Here is an 18408-nt window from a genome sequence, read left to right on the forward strand (position 1 = left end):
TATTCGGAACGGAAACAAGAAGACTGAAAAGGGGAGCGAGACGATGCCGATCATGAAGAGGAAGAGTATTGGTGCGGCATTGCTGCTCGCCGCCTGCGGGTATCTGACGCCGGCGCTGGCCGATACGCTGCCTTGCGATGACGGCATCAAGACAGCCTTTCGCCCGGACGCCGACACGTCGGTCGTCGCGGTTCGGCTGGTGAAGAAGGGCGAGGAACTAAAGGCGCCTGATGCGCAACAGCCCATCACGGCGGCGGCTGATCTGTGCCTCGTGAAGCTGCTGGTCGGCCCCGGCGCCACGGCGGAAAAGGACAAGAATGCGCGGTCGTATTCCGAAGGTATCGGCATCGAGGTCTGGCTGCCGACGCATGCCAACTGGAACGAGCGTATACGCAACTATGGCGGTGGTGGATGGGTCGGCGGCGGTCATCGCTATGCCGACAAGATCGGCAGCAAGGTGCCGACCATCGTCAACGCCAATATCGGCTACGCGTCGGGCACGACGGATGCGGGCCAGCCCTGGTATCAGGATGGCTCGTTCGCGTTTCTGTCCGATGGCAAGGTCAACGTGGAATCGCTTCGCGATTTCTCCGTGCGAGCCATGGTGGAACAGGCCGTCAAAACCAAAGCGCTGGTCAACCTCTATTACGGCAAGGCGCCGAAATACGCCTACTACGACGGCCATTCGCAGGGCGGCCGGCAGGGCATGAAGCTCGTGCAGGAGCATCCCGAACTGTACGACGGCTACATGATCGCCCAGCCGGCGCTGAGCATCGCGAAATTCGGAACGGCGGGCCTCTATCCCCAGATCGTGATGAAAACCGAACTCGGCTTCACGTCGGTGGACAAGCCGAAGGCCGCAGCCTTCGCCGCCAAAATCGCCGCCGCCAACAAGCGCGCGGTTGCCGCTTGCGACAAGGCGGGCCTCGGCTTCCTGCTCGATCCCTTTGCCTGCGACTATAATCCCGCGCGCGATGCCGAGGCGCTATGCGCAGGCGAAGCCGGCGAGGGTGTCACCGGAAATAATGCCGATGTCGCGACCTGCATGAGCCTGAAGGAGGCGAATGCATTGAACCGGATCTGGTACGGCGCCACCAGCGACGGGAGTTTCGATGCCGTGCAGGGCGCTGAGGCGCGATCCGGTAAATTGCTCGGCAAGAACCAGCTTTGGTGGACGTTCACCAAGAGCACCGCCATCGGCAACCTGATCACCAGCGCCTCTTCCTATGGCGTCGCCTTGGCACTGCAGGATATCAGCTACGCCCCCGACGCCAGCACGGCGTCAGGCGAGCCGATCACGAACGGTTCGACGAATACACGCAATAAATGGCTTGAACTCGATTATGCCGGCCTCGCCGACGCCGTGAACAAGGGCGTCGCGTTGCAGCCGACGCTGTTCAGCGACCTCATCACGGACAAGGCGGATCTTGGCAAGCTGCGCGAGCTCGGCCGCAAGGTCATCGTCCATACGGGCCTGGTCGACGATGCGATCCCGCCCGCCGGCAACATCAACTATCACGAGCGTGTGGTGGCAGCGATGGGCGGGCATACCGAGGTGCAGAAATTCATGCGGATGTATCTGCTGCCGGGTTCGGCGCACTCTTCGCAAGGCCGGGCCTACACGGTCGGTGGCAAGAACGACACCGTGCCGCTGCCGAAACTGCCCGGCAACGCCAACCAGAATCCGACGCGCGAGCAGGATCAGTTCTTCACCGCGCTGGTGGATTGGGTCGAGAAGGGCACAGCACCGGGCGAGATCATGCTGACCTCACGCGACAACGGCGTCAGCTATCCCGTCTGCGTCTATCCGCTGCGGACGACGTGGAACGGCAATGGGGATGCAAAGCAGGCGTCGAGCTATAGCTGCCGGTAGCTGTTCTTGCGCCGCCCACGATTGTCCGAGGTCTCGCCCGGTTACGACGTCGTCGTGATCGGCGCGGGGGCCGCCGGCATGTCGGCGGCGCTTTTTTCCGCCATTCGAGGCGCGAAAACGCTGCTGGTCGAGAAGACTGAATTCGTCGGCGGTACCTCCGCGCTGTCGGCGGGATCGATCTGGATACCCAATACGCATCATGCATCGGCCACCGGGGCGGCCGATAGCGCGGCGAACGTCGAAAAATATCTGCAGCAGATCGTCGGAAACCATGCCGACGTTGCGCTGCGCGCGGCTTTCCTGAAGGCGGGTCCCGCGGCAGTCGAGGTTCTGGAAAATCGCTCCGAAGTTAAATTGCGGGCCTATGTTCGTCATCCCGACTATCGCTCGGAGCTTGAGGGCGCGGCGCTGGCCGGGCGCGCGCTGGAGCCGTTACCGTTCGACGGGCGGTTGCTTGGCGAGGCGTTCAGGCTGGTTCGTTCGCCGCTACCGGAGTTCACGCTACTTGGCGGGATGATGGTCGACAGGACCGATATCGGTCATCTCTTGTCATCGGCGAGGTCCGTCAGATCGTTGTGGCACGCCGCCAGGCTCGTTGCGCGTTACGCGCGCGACAAGGCGAGCCATGGCAGGGGCACACGGCTCGTGATGGGTAACGCGCTGGTTGGCCGGCTTCTGTATTCATTGATGCGTCAGGGTGTGGACATCCTGACGGGTGTATCGCTCGCGAAGATTATCCGGAAGCCTGACGGTGCCGTTACGGCGGCGAGTTTGATCTCGGAGGGAGTATCGCGCGAGATCGGCGTCAAGGCCGCGCTGATTCTGGCGGGAGGCGGTTTCAACCGCCATGCCGAACGGCGTCACGCGGCGCTCGGAACTGAAGCTGGCTGGTCGTCTGTTGCGCCGGGCTCGATCGGTGATGCGCAGGACAAGGCCCTCGAGATCGGTGCGCGGCTCAGCGAGCGCGATGCCAGCGCTGCCTTCTGGGCACCCGCATCGATCCGGCGGCGGCGCGACGGATCACAGGCGGTCTTTCCGCATTTCGTGCTCGACCGTGCCAAACCGGGGACGCTGGTTGTCGACAGCAACGCGCGTCGGTTCGTCAACGAAGCGATCTCCTATCACCAGTTTGCGCTGGAGATGTTGGCGAAGGGAAAATCGGCCATTCCGGCGTTTCTGATCGCGGATGCGGTTTCAGTTCGGAAGTACGGTCTTGGCATGGTTCGGCCTGGTGGCTGGGGCGCCAGAGCTGCTGTCGCCGACGGCTATCTCAGCGCCGCCGACACCGTCGAGCAGCTTGCGCTGCGGTTGAACATCGATCCCAGTCAATTGCGCGAGACGGTCGACAAGATGAACCTGTATGCGCAAACCGGTCGAGATCCCGAATTCGGCAGGGGAAGCACGGTGTATCAAAATCACAACGGCGATGCGTCTGCAGGCGGGGCCAATCCCAACCTTGGCCGCATCGCGAAGGCTCCCTTCTACGCGGTCCGGCTTTATCCTTCCGATATCGGCACCTCGTCCGGACTTGTCACGGACGAGGTTGCCCGCGTTTTCGATGCCGGAAATCAGCCGATTGTCGGCCTCTACGCTTGCGGAAATGACATGCAGTCGATCATGGGCGGAACCTATCCCGGACCGGGGATCACGCTCGGACCGGCGATCGCGTTTGCCTATATCGCCGTGTCGGATGCCGCTCGGCGCGTGGGCCTCGAATGATGCCGTCGTTTTCGCTTGCCGCGCTTGCCGCGCTCGAACTTGCACCACCCGAATTGATCCACATCGCCGCCGCATCTATCCCGTCTGCGTCTATCCGCTGCGCACGACGTGGACGGCGGAGATGCAAGCAGACCGCGAGCTATGGCTGCCAGTAAATCGGCCGGATAAGATGTGCCATCGGCAGGGCGCCAACACCGGATTGCACATGATCGAACCCAAGGAAGCCGCCAGCAAGGCGCGCGAAATGCTGGGCCTGCTTGGCTTCCTGCTGGTTGCCACCGCCCAGGTCTCCAACATGATCCTGGCGCGTGGTGTCGCCGGGAGCGTCCCGCCGTTCTCGATCGCGTTCTTTCGCTGGAGCATCGTGGCGCTCGGCCTGCTGCCGGCCGTCGTGATGGCGCTGCGGGAAAAGCCCGGCGTGTTGCACGGGCAGACGTTCGGCATCGCCGCGGCTGGTTTTCTCGGCATGTTCATCTGCGGCGGCCCGGTCTATGTCGCCGGCGTTACGACGTCGGCGATCAACCTGGCGCTGATCATGGCGCTCTCGCCGCTCGTGGTGTTGCTGTTTTCCTTCATATCAGGTCAGGAAGCCATCCATCGAAGCCAGATCATCGGCATGCTGCTCTCGTTGGCGGGCGCCGCGTTGATCATTATGATGGGGCGAGGCGCTATTGGTTCAGGCGTGGCGATCGGAGATATTCTCGCACTGATGGCGATGCTGGGCTGGGCGGGGTACACCTTGCTGCAGAACCGTGTGGGCACCGGCATAAGCTTTCTGGCGCGGATCGGCCTGTTCGCTGCGGCAGGCGCGCTGTTCTCGCTGCCCTTCGCCATCCATGAAATGTGGTCTGCGCCTGCCGCCGCGTTCAGCGGCCGTGCAGCGCTGGTCTATCTGTTCGCAGGCTTGGTGCCCGGGCTTTTCGCCTATTCGGCCTATGCCTATCTCGGCGCGAAGTTCGGCGCGGTGTCGACGTCCCTGAGCCTCTATCTCGGGCCGATCGTCAGCGCGGTGCTGTCGATCCTCTTTCTCGGAGAGGCGCCGACCGTGATCCATCTGATCGGTGGCGCGCTGTCGCTCGGCGGAATGTGGTTGAGCCTGCAGGCCAAGCAGAGCGCGTCACGACCCTAACGCGACGTCGGCTGCCCCGACATTTATCAAGGCATCTTCGCGCTCGATGCGCACATCGCGGATTTTCACCTGACGAGTCGCTCTCCTATCGCGCCGTTTCGTGTGGCCCGCCGTGGCCGGGGTAGCCCTGGCATCGACTTGACAATAAATGCCCAGTTATATAACATGCATATTATATAACTGATCTGAGATGGACTATGTCAAGCCTCGATGCCGCCTTTTCCGCGCTGGCTGACCCAACCCGTCGGGCGATCCTGGCGCGTCTCGCGTTGGGCGAGGCCACCGTCATGGAGCTGGCCGAGCCGTTCGAGATGACGCAACCCGCCATCTCCCGACACCTCAAGGTGCTCGAAGGCGCCGGTCTCATCCTCCGGCGTGTCGAAGGCACCAAGCGGCCGTGCCGGCTGGCGCCGACGGCCGTCGCCGAGATCGACCAATGGCTCGGGATGCTGCGCCAGACCCTGAGCGCGAACTACAACCGGTTGGACGACGTTCTGGCCGCCATGAGAACCGAAGAGTGAAAGGCAGTCCGATGAGCAAGTTGACGCTTAAGACCGAAGGCGACACCCACGTCGTCGTTACCAGGCACTTCGCCGCCACGCCGGAGGCGGTGTATCGGGCGCACACCGATCCGGCGCTGATCCAGAAGTGGCTGCTCGGTCCGGAGGGCTGGACGATGCCGGTCTGCATCAACGAGGCGCGCCCCGGCGGCAAGATCCGGTACGAATGGAGCGACGGCAAGGGAGGCGGCTTCTACCTGACCGGAGAGTTTATCGAGACGGTGCCGTTCAGCCGGCTCGTTCACGTGGAACGGATGCATCTGCCCGACCCGACACCGGACAATCATGTCGAAACGAATTTTGCCCCCGACGGCACCGGCACGCTGATGACTATGCGGATGACGCTGCCTGATGCAGCGACGCGTGCCACGATGCTGGCGACCGGCATGGAAGATGGAATGGAAGCGAGCTACGCGCGGCTTGACGCACTTTCCTTGCCCGCGCGGCCGTAACGAAAACCGCGAGCGGGCGGCTTACTCCATCACCGCATGGTCAGGCGCGGCCGACTGTTCGCGCAGCGTCGCCTTGGTCGAGCCGATCATGATGGCGAGCGGGATCGCGCAAGCCGTGAAGATCATCACCATCTGGTAGTCGTACGAGAACGCGATGATCTGCGCCTGCGTCTTGACCATCATATCAGCCATGGCGCGGCCCTTGTCGGTGGCGAGATCGATCATGTCGCGCACCACAGGCATCTGCAGGGCGTGATTGAACGGATTGATATGCTCCGACAGGACTGCGTAGCTGTAGCGCGTGCCCTGCGTGAGTTGCGAGATGACGAGCGAGATCCCGATCGAGCTTGCGACGTTGCGCATCAGGGTCAGCATCGAGGTGCCGTCGGTGCGCAGATGATTGGGCAGTGTCAGGAACGCCACGGTGGAAAGCGGCACAAACACCAGGCCGAAACCAAAGCCCTGGACCACGCTGATGACCACGATTTCGGTCACACCGGTCTGGTCGGTCCAGCCGGTCATGTAGAACAACGAGGCCGCGGTCAGGCTGAGGCCTGCGATGATCAGCGTTCGTGCCTCGATATGGTTCATCATGCGGCCGACCAGCATCATCGCCACGAACGTGCCGCAGCCGCGGCTCGCCAGCAGAAGCCCGGCGGTGATGATGGGATAGCCGATCACGTTCTGCAGGAACGGAGAGGAAAGGGCCATGGTCGAGAACAGCACCAGCCCCATCACTGCCATGAACACGCAGCCGGCGACGAAATTCTTGTCCTTGAACAGCGCGAACTGGATGAAGGGCCGGTCGGTCGTCAGCGAATGCGCCAGGAAATAGTAGAAGCCGATACCGGCGATGATGAACTCGGCGATGATCTCGTTGGATTCCAGCCAGCCGAGCTGCTCGCCGCGGTCGAGCGCGAGCTGCAGCGCGCCGATCGCGATGGCGAGCGCGGTGAAGCCGAACCAGTCGAAGCGCAGGTGGATGTCTTTTCTGGACTCGTCCATGAAGATAACGAGGCCGAGCACGGTAAAAATTCCGAACGGCAGGTTGACGAAGAACACCCAGTGCCATGAGTAAGTTTCCGTCAGCCAGGCGCCCAGCGACGGGCCCATGATCGGCCCCATCATCACGCCCATGCCCCAGATCGCCATCGCTTTCGCCCGCTCGTGCAGCGCGTAGGAGTCGAGCATCACCGCCTGCGACAGCGGTACCAGCGCCGCGCCGAACACGCCCTGCAGCAGGCGGAACACCACCATCTGGGTGATGTCCTGCGCCAGCCCGCACATCACGGACGCAATGGTGAAGCCGGCCGAGCAGACGACGAAGATTCGCTTGCGGCCGAAACGGTTGGCGATCCAGCCCACCGGTGCGGTCATGATCGCGGCGGCGACGATGTAGGAAGTCAGCACCCAGTTGATCTGGTCCTGCGACGCCGACAGCGTGCCCTGCATGTAAGGCAGCGCGACGTTGGCGATGGTGGTGTCCAGCGCCTGCATGATCGTCGCCGTCATGGCGCAGATCGTCACCATGTTCCGGCGCAGACCGGGAACGGCAGCCGATGATGCGCCCGGCGTCGCCATGGCGCTAATCGTGGTCCTGATTCGCCACCGCCGGCGACAGGCCGAGCAGGGCGGGCAACGAACGGCGATGGTTGGTGTCGATGGTGGCGTAGACGCTCATGCCGGCCTTCAGCTTGCGGACGAACTTGTCGTTCTTGTCGAAATAGATCCGCACCGGAACGCGCTGCACCACCTTGACGAAATTGCCCGACGCGTTCTGCGGCGGCAGGATCGCAAACTGCGCCCCGGTGCCGGGCGAGAGTGAGCCGACCGTGCCCTTGAACGGGTGGTTCGGAAACGCATCGACCTCGAGCGTGACGGACTGACCGACCGCGACATGGGTGAAATCGGATTCCTTCGGGTTGGCGTCGACCCATGGATTCGAGGTGTCGATGATGCTGAACACCGGCGTGCCGGCCATCACGAAGCGGCCGAGCTGAATCTGCTCGACCTGCGTGGCGATGCCGGCCATCGGCGCGCGCATCACCGTGTGGTCGAGATTGCGCTGGGCCTGGTCGAGCGCCGCCTTGGCCTGGGCATAGGGCGGGAATTCGGCGAGCGGGAGATCGGGATTGCCGAGCAGTTGTGCCTTGGCGGTGGCGATCTTCTGCTGCAGCAGCTGGAACTGCGCACTCGCGGTGACGAGCGCGGTGGACGCATTGTCGAGATCGAGCTGCGAGCCGAAATTGTTCTTCACCAGCGCCGACTTGCGTTCGACGTCGCGCCGCTTCAGATCCATGCCCTGCTGCGAGAGCTCGCTCATCTGGCTGTAGATCTTGAGATCAGCGTTCAGATTGTCATAGGTGACATTGGCTTGTGCCAGGGTGGCCTTGGCCTGTGCCACGGCGAGGCGGAATGGGACGGGATCGATCTCGAACAGCACGTCGCCGGGACCAACCTGCTGGCCCTCCTTCACCACGACCTTTTCGATCTTGCCGGATATGTCAGGCGTGATCAGAACCTTCTGCGCGCCGACATAGGCGTCGTCAGTGGTCACGTAGCGCCCGCCATTGAGATAGAACGTCACGCCGGCCACCAGGGCGACCAGCGGCAGCACCACCAGCAGCAGGAAGCGGCGGTAGCGGCGCATGCCGGCCATCAGCCGGCGGCGTGGCTCGGCGGCGAGTTTCGGCCGCGCCGACGGCGAAGCGGGATTGCTCTTCTGCTCGGGCGGGAATTTGAGCACGGGATCAGCCATAACGCTGCTCCTTTCGCGGAGGTTCGTTCGCCGGATGCTGGATCGCGTTGCGAACGTTTTCCTTGATCAGGTCGAGTTGGTCGAGCAGGCGGTGGGCATCAGTGGGGTTGATGCCGTCGAGCGCGGCCGCCGTCAGCTCGGAGCGCAGCCCGGCGAGCTTGCCGAGCAGTGGGCGTGCGGCCTTGCGCAGATAGAGGCGGTTGACGCGGCGGTCCTTCTCGTCGCCGCGACGTTCGATCCAGCCATTGTCGCAGAGCTTGTCGATCAGCCGCGTCAGCGTGATCGGCTGCATCTCCATCTGTTCGGCGAGTTCCGATTGCTTCAGGCCTTCGGTTCGCTCGACCTTGGCCAGAACAGCCCATTGCGCGCGGGTGATGCCGTAGCGCGCCGCCTGCCGGTCGGCATAGGCACGCATCATCCGCTGCACCTCGCCAAGCGTGAACAGGAAGTTCATATCCACGGAACCACGCATGGCCTAAGCCTCCATAAGCTTGCGATATAATAAGCTTGCTTATGAATTCCGCATGGTGAGTTAATAATGGCCTGATCCGCTTCCAGCACATGGCTGGGAACCAGCGGGTGGCCGGGCTTTGGGATTGGTTCTCAAACTGCTACAAAAGCCGAATATGACCCTGACAAAGCCGACATTTCCCGCGCCCGACCACGATCACGGCCGCTGCACTGCGGAAGCAATCGCGCATGCCGAACAGGTTTGCGCGCGGCGGGCGCAGAAATTCACGCCGATCCGGCGCCAGGTGCTGCAGGCGCTGCTGTCGAGCCACCGGCCGCTCGGCGCCTATGAGGTGATCGACGAACTCGCCAAATCGATGCCGCGGCCGGCGCCGATCACGGTCTACCGCGCGCTCGATTTTTTGATGGAGAACGGCCTCGTCCACCGGATCGAGAGCCGCAACGCCTTCCTCGCCTGCGCGCATGATCATGACGAGACCTCGATGGTGGCGTTCCTGATCTGCGATCATTGCGGCTCCGTCGGCGAAATTCCCGCGGCCCCCGTGGCGCAAAGCCTCAACGCGGCGGCCCGGGCGTCGGGTTTTGCGCCAAAGCTCTCCGTCGTCGAGATCGCCGGCACCTGCGCGCACTGTCAGAAATAGAGAACACGGCGGATAAGCCGGCCACGAGGATCGATGTCTTCCAAACCAGTAGCACTTTCCGCCGGGCGTGCGCTCAGTCCGGGCGCGATCGCCTTGATGCTGATGCTGTGCGTGAGCTGGGGGTTCAACCAGATCGCGGTGAAGCTGGTGTTGCCGGACGTGCCGCCGATGCTGCAGGCGCTGATCCGCTCTGTCGGCGCGTTGCCGGTGTTGCTCGCGATCGGTTGGTTTCGCCGGGTGAAATTCTTCGAGCGCGACGGGACGCTGTGGCCCGGCGTGTGCGCGGGCGTGATTTTCGGTATCGAATTCGTGCTGATCTATCGCGGCCTGCTGCTGACGTCGGCGTCGCGTGCCGTGGTGTTTCTGTATACGGCGCCGTTCTTCGTCGCCCTCGGCTCATATGTCTTTCTGCGCGAACGGCTTCGGGCGCCGCAATGGGGTGGCCTGGCCCTGAGTTTCGCCGGGGTCGCGCTGGCGATCGGCGTTCCCCAGGCCAATGTCGACGCGAAGGTCTTGCTGGGCGACCTCCTGATCGTCGCCGGCGGCGCGCTCTGGGCGGCCACGACGCTGATCGTCAAGACCACCGCGCTGATCAAGGCCCCCGCGGAAAAGGGGCTCGGCTATCAGGTGGCGCTATCGATCCCGATTCTCGCGCTTGCCGCGTGGATATCGGACGAAACCATCACCCACGTTCCCGGGCCGCTGTCGCTGTCGCTGCTGGCCTATCAGGCGTTCTGGGTGGTGGGCCTGACGTTCCTGTTGTGGTTTGCGCTGGTGAAAACCTACTCAGCCAGCAAACTGTCAGCCTTCACCTTCGTCACGCCGCTGTTCGGCGTCGTCGCCAGCTACTTCATCCTGCACGATACGCTGACCGTCGCCTTCGGCGTCGCCGCGCTGCTGGTCATCGCCGGGCTCTATCTCGTGAACAAGCCGGATCCGAAGGTCACGCCGGATCCGAACGTGTCGGCGTGATGCTTCCGTCATTGCGAGCGAAGCGAAGCAATCCATCTTTCCGCCTGCGCTGAAGGATGGATTGCTTCGTCGCTGTCGCTCCCTTGCGCAAACGCTTCGCGTTTGTCGCAGGCAATGACGTAGAAAGAGCCTAACCCGTCTCGATCGGCAGCGACGTGTCCTTGGCCCATTCGCCCATCGAGCCGTCATAGAGGGTGAGGTTGTCGTAGCCGAGGCGGTGCAGCAGAAACAGATCGACCGTCGCTGAGATGCCGCCGCCGCAATAGGCGACCACACGCTTGTCTTTCGTGATGCCCTGCGCCTTGAATTTGGCTTCCGCCTCGCCAAGCGGAACGAAGGCCTTGGTCCTGGGATCGAGCAACGTCGCTGCCGACACGTTGCAACTGCCGGGGACACGGCCGGCCCGGCCGTAGCGGCTCGGTTCCAGGCCCTTGTGAAACTGCGGGCCGAGCGCGTTGACGACGATCGTGTTGCGCTCGGAGGTGGCCGCGAGCGTCGCGTGCTTGTCGACGAAAAATCCCTGTTTCGGCTTCGCCGTGAACGTTGCCGGCGGATATCCCTTCGCCGGTCCGATTTCGAGCGGGCGGCCCTCGAGCTTCCATTTGTCGAGCCCGCCGTCCAGTACCGCGACGTTCTCGAAGCCGAGCGATGTGAGCATCCACCAGAACCGCGTCGCCCACATCGGTGTGCCGATGCTGTACAGCACGACCTGGCTTTTGTTGGACACGCCGTGACGTCCGAACGCCTGCTCCAGATGCGCGACACCAGGCATCATGAAGCGAAGCTCGGTGTTGGGATCGGAGAACTCGCCCTGCAAATCCAGAAAGTCCGCACCCGGAATATGCCCGGTTTCGAACGTGTGACGTCCGGGTACGGTGAGATAGGGCTGGCTGCTGCCTTCAGGGGCGGGCTCGAGGTAGGTGGTGCAGTCGAACAGCCGCAAATCGGCCTGGCCCAGAATATCAGCGAGTTCCGCGGTAGAGATGAGCCCGTTACGCCCCGACATTTGTTGGCCTCCCATTGTTTTAGGGCCGATGCTAGGGCCCGCATCGGGCTATGAAAAGGCGCCTGGAAGTACGCTCGCCCTTCCAATTCGGCGATTCCTGTCCAATATAGCGGTTAACGAAGTGGCGGTATTTCTACCCTGCTTCCGGCCGTCGTGATCGGCCTAAGATACTGAATATACAACGAAAAATCCGGAACGTGATGGGGCGCACAGACCCTTCGCCTCCCTCTTGGTGAATGTCACCAAAACCTGATATTCGAGGCCCCATGAACAAGCCCGAAATAATTCCGCAAGACGACGTCGCCGGTCCCCGCGCCCGGCATAAGACCACCCAGGTCATGGTCGGCAATGTTGCCGTCGGCGGGGGTGCGCCGATCGTCGTGCAGTCGATGACGAATACCGACACCGCCGATGTCGATGGCACGATCGCGCAAGTCGCGGCCCTGTCGCGCGCCGGATCGGAAATGGTGCGCATCACCGTCGATCGCGATGACGCCGCCGCCGCCGTTCCGCACATCCGCGATGGCCTGCGCAAGCTCGGCATCACCACGCCCCTGATCGGTGACTTCCATTATATCGGCCACAAGCTGCTCGCCGAATATCCGGCCTGCGCCGAGGCGCTCGACAAATACCGCATCAATCCCGGCAATGTCGGCTTCAAGAACAAGCGCGACACGCAGTTCGCCGACATCATCGAGATCGCCAACAAGAACAACAAGGCGGTCCGTATCGGCGCCAATTGGGGTTCGCTCGATCAGGAGCTGCTGACCAAGCTGATGGACGAGAACACGGCCTCTGCGAACCCGCGCGACGCTCGCGCGGTCACCCGCGAAGCCATGGTGCAGTCGGCCTTGCTGTCGGCGGCGCGGGCGCAAGAGCTCGGCATGCCCAAGAACAAGATGATTCTTTCGGCGAAGGTTTCCGCCGTGCAGGATCTGATCGCGGTCTACCAGACGCTCGCCTCGCGTTCGGACTACGCGATCCATCTCGGCCTCACCGAAGCCGGCATGGGCTCGAAGGGCATCGTGGCGTCGTCCGCGGCGCTCGGCATCCTGCTGCAGGATGGCATCGGCGACACCATCCGCATTTCGCTCACCCCCGAGCCCGGCGGCGATCGCACGCTGGAAGTTCAGGTCGCGCAGGAACTGCTGCAGACCATGGGCTTCCGCACCTTCGTGCCGCTGGTTGCGGCCTGCCCGGGCTGCGGCCGCACCACCTCGACCACGTTCCAGGAACTGGCGCGCTCGATCCAGGATTTCATCCGCGAGGAAATGCCGGGCTGGAAGACGCAATATCCCGGTGTTGAAACGCTCAACGTCGCCGTCATGGGCTGCATCGTCAACGGCCCCGGCGAATCCAAGCACGCCAATATCGGCATCTCCCTGCCCGGCACCGGCGAAGCGCCGGCCGCGCCCGTGTTCGTCGACGGCAAGAAATTCCGCACCCTGCGCGGGCCCACGATTGCCGCCGACTTCAAGGCGCTGGTGATCGATTATATCGACCAGCGCTACGGCGCAGGCAGCAAGACGCCGGAGACGACGGCGGCGGAATAACTAGTAGCCCGGGTGTAGCGAAGCGAAACCCGGGACTTGTTGCAATCTGAGGCACCGATCCCGGATTGCGCTTCGCTCCATCCGGGCTACGATGATCCCAATCAAGAACGATTGGGAGAACGCCAATGTCTTCGTTGTCCGGCAAGCAGGGACCGCGCTATCGGCACGTTGCCGGCGAATCTGACCCCTACGAGACCATCGCTGTCGAAAAACTCACCCCGATCATCGGCGCGGAGATTTCCGGCGTCGATATCGGCAAGCTCGTCTCGGACGACGCGCGCTCCAATCGCCAGATGGACGAGATCCATCGCGCGCTCGCCGAAAACCTCGTGATCTTTTTTCGCGACCAGCACATCAGCCCCGACCAGCACCTCGCCTTCGGCCGCAAGTTCGGCGAATTGCATGTGCATCCGGCGGCGCCCAACGAGGGCGATCCCGCGCTGATGAAGATCTATGCCGACAAGGATTCACCGCGCGCCAATGGCGAGGGCTGGCATACCGACGTCTCCTGCGACGTCGAGCCGCCGATGGGCTCGATCCTCTACATCAAGCAGTGCCCGCCGCGCGGTGGCGATACGCTGTTCGCCAACATGTACGCCGCCTACGAAGCGCTGTCGGACCGGATGAAGGCCTATCTCGACGGGCTCACCGCGCTGCACGACGGCGAGCAGACCTATCGCGGGCTCTACGCCAATTACGGCGTCGCCGACCGGGTGGAATATCCGCGCGCCGAGCACCCGGTGGTGCGCACGCACCCGGTGACAGGAAAGAAAGCGCTCTACGTCAACCGCGGCTTCACCCGATTCATCGTCGGCATCCCGCGCGACGAGAGCGACGCTATGCTGGCCTATCTCTACCAGCACGCGGAGAACCCGCTATTCCAGTGCCGCTTCCGCTGGACGGAAAACGCGGTCGCCTTCTGGGACAACCGCTGCGCCCAGCACCGCGCGATGTGGGATTACTGGCCGCACACAAGATCAGGCACGCGGGTGACGGTGAAGGGGGAGCGGCCGGTGTAAATTTCGTAGGGCGGATTAGCGAAGCGTAATCCGCCAATCATCGCAAAGGCGGCGGGTTACGCTACGCTAACCCGCCCTACGGCGGCCGCTGTGCAGCTATGACGTATTCGCGTTGACGCCAAACCGCGCCTGCGCCAAGCTTCGTCAAAAGCAATAAACATCCGGAGGACGCCCCATGCTCCGCGCAGAAGACAACAAATTCCTCACCGAGAGCGGTGCAGGCACCGCAATGGGCGAATTGCTGCGCCGCTTCTGGCTCCCCGTGCTGCTGTCGAAAGAACTGCCCGAGGCCGACGGCACGCCGAAAAAGATCGTCGTCATGGGCGAGGAACTGCTCGCCTTCCGCGACAGCCGCGGCGTGGTCGGCGTCATCGATCAATATTGCCCGCACCGCGGCGCCAATCTCTGGCTTGGGCGCAACGAGGAATGCGGCATCCGCTGCGTCTATCATGGCTGGAAATTCGATACCGACGGGCGCTGCGTCGACATGCCGACCTCCTATCCCGATCTCAACGCAAAAGACCTGATCCGCATCAAGTCGTATCCGGTGCGGGAATGGGGCGACATGATCTGGGCCTATATGGGCCCGGCGGATCAGGTCCCCGAATTGCCTGATCTGGAAATGGCGCTGCTGCCGGCTTCACATCGCTACGTCTCGAAGAAATGGCAGGACTGCAACTGGGTGCAGGCGCTGGAAGGCTCGATCGACACCGCGCATTTCACCTTCGCGCATCTATCGTTCGAGAAGGAAGAGAACGAGATCCTCGACATCAAGAAGCACTTTGTGAATCCGCTTGTACGGGTCGCAACCGACCACATGCGCTGGATCGCCGAAGACCCGCGCCCGGTGATCAAGATCAATCCGCACGAGGCCGGCTTGACGGTCGCGGGCGGGCGGTTGACGGGCTCCGACAATATCTACTGGCGTATCGCCCAATTCCTGATGCCGGTGCATGCCTATGCGCCGAGCTCGATGCCCGGCGAGAATATTTTCGGCCAGAGCTTTGTGCCGGTGACGGATACCAATTGCTGGATCTTCACCTATGCCTGGAATCCGGAGCGCCCGCTGACGCAGGCCGAGCGCGACGGCTACGACCGAGGCAACGGCGTGATGGCCGTGGTCGACGAGAACTATGTTCCGCTGCGCAACAAGTCGAACGATTACCTGATCGATCGCAAGCTGCAGAAGACCAGCAGCTACACCGGCATCAAGGGCGTGTCGGAGCAGGACGCCGCCGTGCAGGACAGCCAGGGGCCGATCGCCGACCGCACCCGCGAGCATCTCGGCCCGACCGATCTCGGCATCATGCATTTCCGCAAGCTGGTGATGGACGCCGCCCGCGCGTTGCAGAAAGGCGAGGCGCCGCCGCACCTCAAGCATCAGGATCGTTATACGGTGCGTTCCGGCGCCTGCGTCACCAGCAAGGCCAAGGACCTCACCGCGGTCATGATCGAGCGGTTCGGCGACGCGGCCGGCTATGTCGGTGGTCCCGGCAGGAATGCGGCGGCGGAGTAGGGGGCACACTCTCATCACGTCGTCCCGGCCTTGAGCCGGGACCCATAGCCACCGATGTTCGTTGCGTCAGAATGTGTCTACCCGATCGTCCTATCGATAAGCCGCGGCGTATGGGTCCCGGCTCCTGATGCGCAATTGCGCATAAGCGCCGGGACGACGTATGGAGAGACAACGCCTACAGCGGCACCTTCCGATACTCCCGATTGCTGAGACTCGCTTCCTCCAGATCGAGGTCGCGTTCGATCCGCCGCCTGGTTTCGTCGGTAATCTTGCCGTCGCGGAGCAGGACGTGGATGAATTTCCGTTCCTCCGAGATCAATTCGCGCGTCAACGCAGTGCCCGCCGCCGAGACATCGTGGGCATCGGGATCGAGCGTGTCAGGGAGCTGGTTGCTGCGGACCTCGTGCCGGGAACGCAGAAGCTTGACGACTTCATCAGATAGTTCACGGTCGTCGGTGATGGCATCCAGCGACTTGAGCGCCGCATCGAGCGCCTCGCGGCGCGCCGCGATCTCCGCCTCATGCTCGGCTCGATGCTCGTTGCGGCCGTCCTTTGTGACGTCGAGCCATCGTGCGACCAGCGGCAATCCCGAACCCATTCCGACCAGCGTGATGAAGATGACGCCGAAGGCGACGAACAGGATCATGTCGCGATGCGGGAAGGCCTCGCCGTTCGGCAGCGCGAGCGGCAATGCCAGCGCGGCAGCCAGCGACACCGCGCCGCGCACGCCGGTGAAGGAGATCACGAAAGCGGTCCGCCAGTTCGGAGCAGGATCACGCTTGCGAATGCGTTCGCTGATCAGGCGCGGCAAATAGGTTGCCGGATAAACCCAGGCAAAACGTGCGACGACGATAATGATTGCGACCAGCGCTGTGGTGAGCAGGATATCGTCAAGCGGAAACGCTTTCGATTTCTCGAACAGGAGCCGCATCTGGAATCCCGTCAACAGGAACAGCAGGCCCTCGATCAGAAAGATCACGAGGTCCCAGAAGAAAATGCCCTGCAGACGCGTGGCCGACGAGATCAACAGCGGGCCGTTCCAGCTAATGTAGAGGCCGCATGCCACGGTCGCGAGGATGCCGGAGCCGCCGAGATGTTCAGGAATCCAGTAGGCGAGGTAGGGGGTAATCAGCGACAGCGTGATCTCGACCTGCGGATCCCGCGCGCGGTGGCGGGCGCGTAGGGATAGCCAGCCGACCGCCACGCCAAAAAGGATCTCGCAGACGACGATCACCGCGAAGGTGCCCGTCGCCTTGGGCAGCGAGAACATTCCGGTCGTAATTGCCGCCACTGTGAACCGATAGAGGATCAGCGCGGTGGCGTCGTTGGCGAGCCCTTCGCCCTCGAGCACGACGAGAATGCGGCGGGGCATGCCGAGCCTGCGCGCAATTGCCAGCGGCGCCACCACGTCCGGTGGCGCGACGATGGCTCCCAGCAGGAAGCCCACCGTCCACGGCAGCCCGATCAGGTAATGCGTCGCGGCGGCGACCGCGAAGGCGGTGAAGATCACGCAGCCGACCGCGAGCAGGACGATCGGCCGCAAGTTGGCCTTGAATTCGCGCCAGCTCATGGCGACGCCGGCCGAATAGATCAGCGGCGGCAACACCAGCAGCAGCACCACTTCAGGCGGCAATTCCACCATCGGCATGCCCGGCACGAAGGCGAGCACGATACCGGCGAGCAGCAGCAGAATGGCCGGTGCAACATTGATTCGTCGTGCCAGCAGCGCGGTTCCTGCCAGCACCGCAAGCAGGATCAAAAAGATCTGAAACTTGGCTTCCATGATCGCCCCCATTCGCAAGGAAAAACCGTGGGGTCAATGCGCAAGCGCGCGCTCACGGATGAAGGGCGAAGGGGTTTCAAGCCGGTCTACGGCCAGGGCATGACGGTGGCGGCAGGAAGCGATGCTGTTGCGCGAATGCCTCGATGCCGGCGCGGCCGATCTGGCGCGATTCATCAACTGGTATATCGGCAAGCTGCACATGGCCGCGCGTTACGATGCAAAGCTGGCGACCGCGTTTCTCGAGGTCGCCAATCTGGAGGCACCGCCGACACGGCTGTTGCAACCGCCGGTCGTGATGCGCGTGATCCGGGGCAACCTTGGCCGCCGTCGCGGCGGCACGGAGGCCGCGCCGGCGGGGGCGCAAGCCTGAATGGATATTACTCGCGCAGATCGTAGCGGTAGGATTTCGAGACGATCTTCCAGCCGTCACGCAGTTTCATCGCCACCAGATAGTCGGTGAAATAGCGCGGCGGCAACTGGCAGCGCACCTTGATGAAGGCGGTCTGATCATCCGAGCGGTCGATCGTGACGATGAAATCCTCGCGCGGCTTGCCTTCGGCCTTGGCAGAGGGGCGCTTGCGCACGCGATCGAGCCAGTCCGGCACGGTCAGGACCTGCAACTCGCCCTTCTCCAGCCAGCGCAAATCGGCGGTGGAGTCAAAGATCGCGCCGAGCTTGTCGGCATCGCCCTCATACAGGCCATCGAAATAGCTCTTCACCACGGCTTCGACGGTCGATCGGTCAGCGTTCACGGCTTTGCTCCCGGACAAGAAGAGAATTTGTTCAAGATGAATTAAGCCATGAACCGGCTGATCGCGCTATTGAGAAAAGGCGAACGCTCGCATCGCTGCGGAAGAATGCGTGTCTCGCGGGGTTGCCATAAGGCGCGGCCTTCCGGGGAACCGGGGCGAAATGGGATCGCTGGTGGCCGAACCTGGCGGCTTGTTCGCATGACT

Annotated in this window: 17 protein-coding genes; 11 read left to right on the forward strand and 6 right to left on the reverse strand. The window is 63.0% G+C overall.

The genetic code is table 11. From position 1 onward, the window contains the following. The first annotated feature begins 43 nt into the window (after nt 1–43). From KIP88_RS15825 to KIP88_RS15845, 5 genes are all read left to right on the forward strand, one after another. Nucleotides 44–1873: a tannase/feruloyl esterase family alpha/beta hydrolase gene (locus KIP88_RS15825; protein ID WP_214488862.1), complete on the forward strand. Its 1830-nt coding sequence runs from the start codon at nt 44–46 to the stop codon at nt 1871–1873. Nucleotides 1874–1879: 6 nt separating this feature from the next. Further along, nucleotides 1880–3592: an FAD-dependent oxidoreductase gene (locus KIP88_RS15830; RefSeq protein WP_249790823.1), complete on the forward strand. Its 1713-nt coding sequence runs from the start codon at nt 1880–1882 to the stop codon at nt 3590–3592. 205 nt (nt 3593–3797) lie between these two features. Next, nucleotides 3798–4721 (forward strand): DMT family transporter, encoded by a 924-nt coding sequence (locus KIP88_RS15835; protein WP_214488863.1) that lies wholly within the window; start codon nt 3798–3800, stop codon nt 4719–4721. A 197-nt stretch (nt 4722–4918) separates the two neighbouring features. After that, nucleotides 4919–5242 (forward strand): metalloregulator ArsR/SmtB family transcription factor, encoded by a 324-nt coding sequence (locus KIP88_RS15840; protein ID WP_214488864.1) that lies wholly within the window; start codon nt 4919–4921, stop codon nt 5240–5242. Between the two features lie 11 nt (nt 5243–5253). After that, on the forward strand, nt 5254–5733 hold the full coding sequence (locus tag KIP88_RS15845; RefSeq protein WP_214488865.1) for an SRPBCC domain-containing protein: 480 nt from the start codon (nt 5254–5256) through the stop codon (nt 5731–5733). A 21-nt stretch (nt 5734–5754) separates the two neighbouring features. On the opposite strand, the gene KIP88_RS15850 is transcribed toward KIP88_RS15845, so the two are convergent. From KIP88_RS15850 to KIP88_RS15860, 3 genes are read right to left on the reverse strand one after another with little or no spacing between them, the layout of a single operon-like run. Then, on the reverse strand, nt 5755–7314 hold the full coding sequence (locus tag KIP88_RS15850) for an MDR family MFS transporter (RefSeq protein ID WP_214488866.1): 1560 nt from the start codon (nt 7312–7314) through the stop codon (nt 5755–5757). Nucleotides 7315–7318: 4 nt separating this feature from the next. After that, nucleotides 7319–8491, reverse strand: a complete 1173-nt coding sequence (locus KIP88_RS15855; protein WP_214488867.1) for an HlyD family secretion protein — start codon at nt 8489–8491, stop codon at nt 7319–7321. After that, nucleotides 8484–8963, reverse strand: a complete 480-nt coding sequence (locus KIP88_RS15860; protein ID WP_214488868.1) for a MarR family winged helix-turn-helix transcriptional regulator — start codon at nt 8961–8963, stop codon at nt 8484–8486. The genes KIP88_RS15855 and KIP88_RS15860 overlap by 8 nt, the downstream gene beginning before the upstream one ends. A gap of 154 nt (nt 8964–9117) precedes the next feature. Here KIP88_RS15860 and KIP88_RS15865 point away from each other — a divergent pair, with 154 nt between their 5' ends. Both KIP88_RS15865 and KIP88_RS15870 read left to right on the forward strand, forming a co-directional pair. Next, nucleotides 9118–9603, forward strand: a complete 486-nt coding sequence (locus KIP88_RS15865; protein WP_214488869.1) for a Fur family transcriptional regulator — start codon at nt 9118–9120, stop codon at nt 9601–9603. 33 nt (nt 9604–9636) lie between these two features. After that, on the forward strand, nt 9637–10575 hold the full coding sequence (locus KIP88_RS15870; RefSeq protein ID WP_214488870.1) for a DMT family transporter: 939 nt from the start codon (nt 9637–9639) through the stop codon (nt 10573–10575). A 130-nt stretch (nt 10576–10705) separates the two neighbouring features. Here KIP88_RS15870 and KIP88_RS15875 read toward each other — a convergent pair whose 3' ends face one another. Further along, nucleotides 10706–11581 (reverse strand): sulfurtransferase, encoded by an 876-nt coding sequence (locus tag KIP88_RS15875; RefSeq protein WP_214488871.1) that lies wholly within the window; start codon nt 11579–11581, stop codon nt 10706–10708. A 266-nt stretch (nt 11582–11847) separates the two neighbouring features. Between KIP88_RS15875 and ispG the strand changes: the two genes are divergently transcribed. From ispG to KIP88_RS15890, 3 genes are all read left to right on the forward strand, one after another. Then, nucleotides 11848–13134 carry a flavodoxin-dependent (E)-4-hydroxy-3-methylbut-2-enyl-diphosphate synthase gene (gene ispG / locus KIP88_RS15880; RefSeq protein WP_214488872.1) on the forward strand — a complete coding sequence of 429 codons (1287 nt, stop codon included), beginning with the start codon at nt 11848–11850 and terminating at the stop codon, nt 13132–13134. Between the two features lie 125 nt (nt 13135–13259). Next, nucleotides 13260–14153 carry a TauD/TfdA family dioxygenase gene (locus tag KIP88_RS15885; RefSeq protein ID WP_214488873.1) on the forward strand — a complete coding sequence of 298 codons (894 nt, stop codon included), beginning with the start codon at nt 13260–13262 and terminating at the stop codon, nt 14151–14153. A gap of 175 nt (nt 14154–14328) precedes the next feature. Next, nucleotides 14329–15669: a Rieske 2Fe-2S domain-containing protein gene (locus tag KIP88_RS15890; RefSeq protein WP_214488874.1), complete on the forward strand. Its 1341-nt coding sequence runs from the start codon at nt 14329–14331 to the stop codon at nt 15667–15669. Between the two features lie 175 nt (nt 15670–15844). On the opposite strand, the gene KIP88_RS15895 is transcribed toward KIP88_RS15890, so the two are convergent. Continuing rightward, complete coding sequence (locus KIP88_RS15895) at nt 15845–17452, reverse strand: Na+/H+ antiporter (protein WP_214488875.1); 1608 nt, start codon at nt 17450–17452, stop codon at nt 15845–15847. Nucleotides 17453–17573: 121 nt separating this feature from the next. Here KIP88_RS15895 and KIP88_RS15900 point away from each other — a divergent pair, with 121 nt between their 5' ends. Then, entirely contained in the window at nt 17574–17822 is a 249-nt protein-coding gene (locus KIP88_RS15900) for a hypothetical protein (RefSeq protein WP_214488876.1), read from the forward strand. 7 nt (nt 17823–17829) lie between these two features. On the opposite strand, the gene KIP88_RS15905 is transcribed toward KIP88_RS15900, so the two are convergent. After that, a complete protein-coding gene (locus KIP88_RS15905) occupies nt 17830–18204 on the reverse strand; it encodes a nuclear transport factor 2 family protein (protein WP_214488877.1) in 375 nt (124 codons plus the stop codon). Nucleotides 18205–18408: the final 204 nt, after the last annotated feature.

It is taken from the genome of Bradyrhizobium sp. SRL28 (assembly GCF_018596315.1).
Lineage (GTDB): Bacteria > Pseudomonadota > Alphaproteobacteria > Rhizobiales > Xanthobacteraceae > Bradyrhizobium.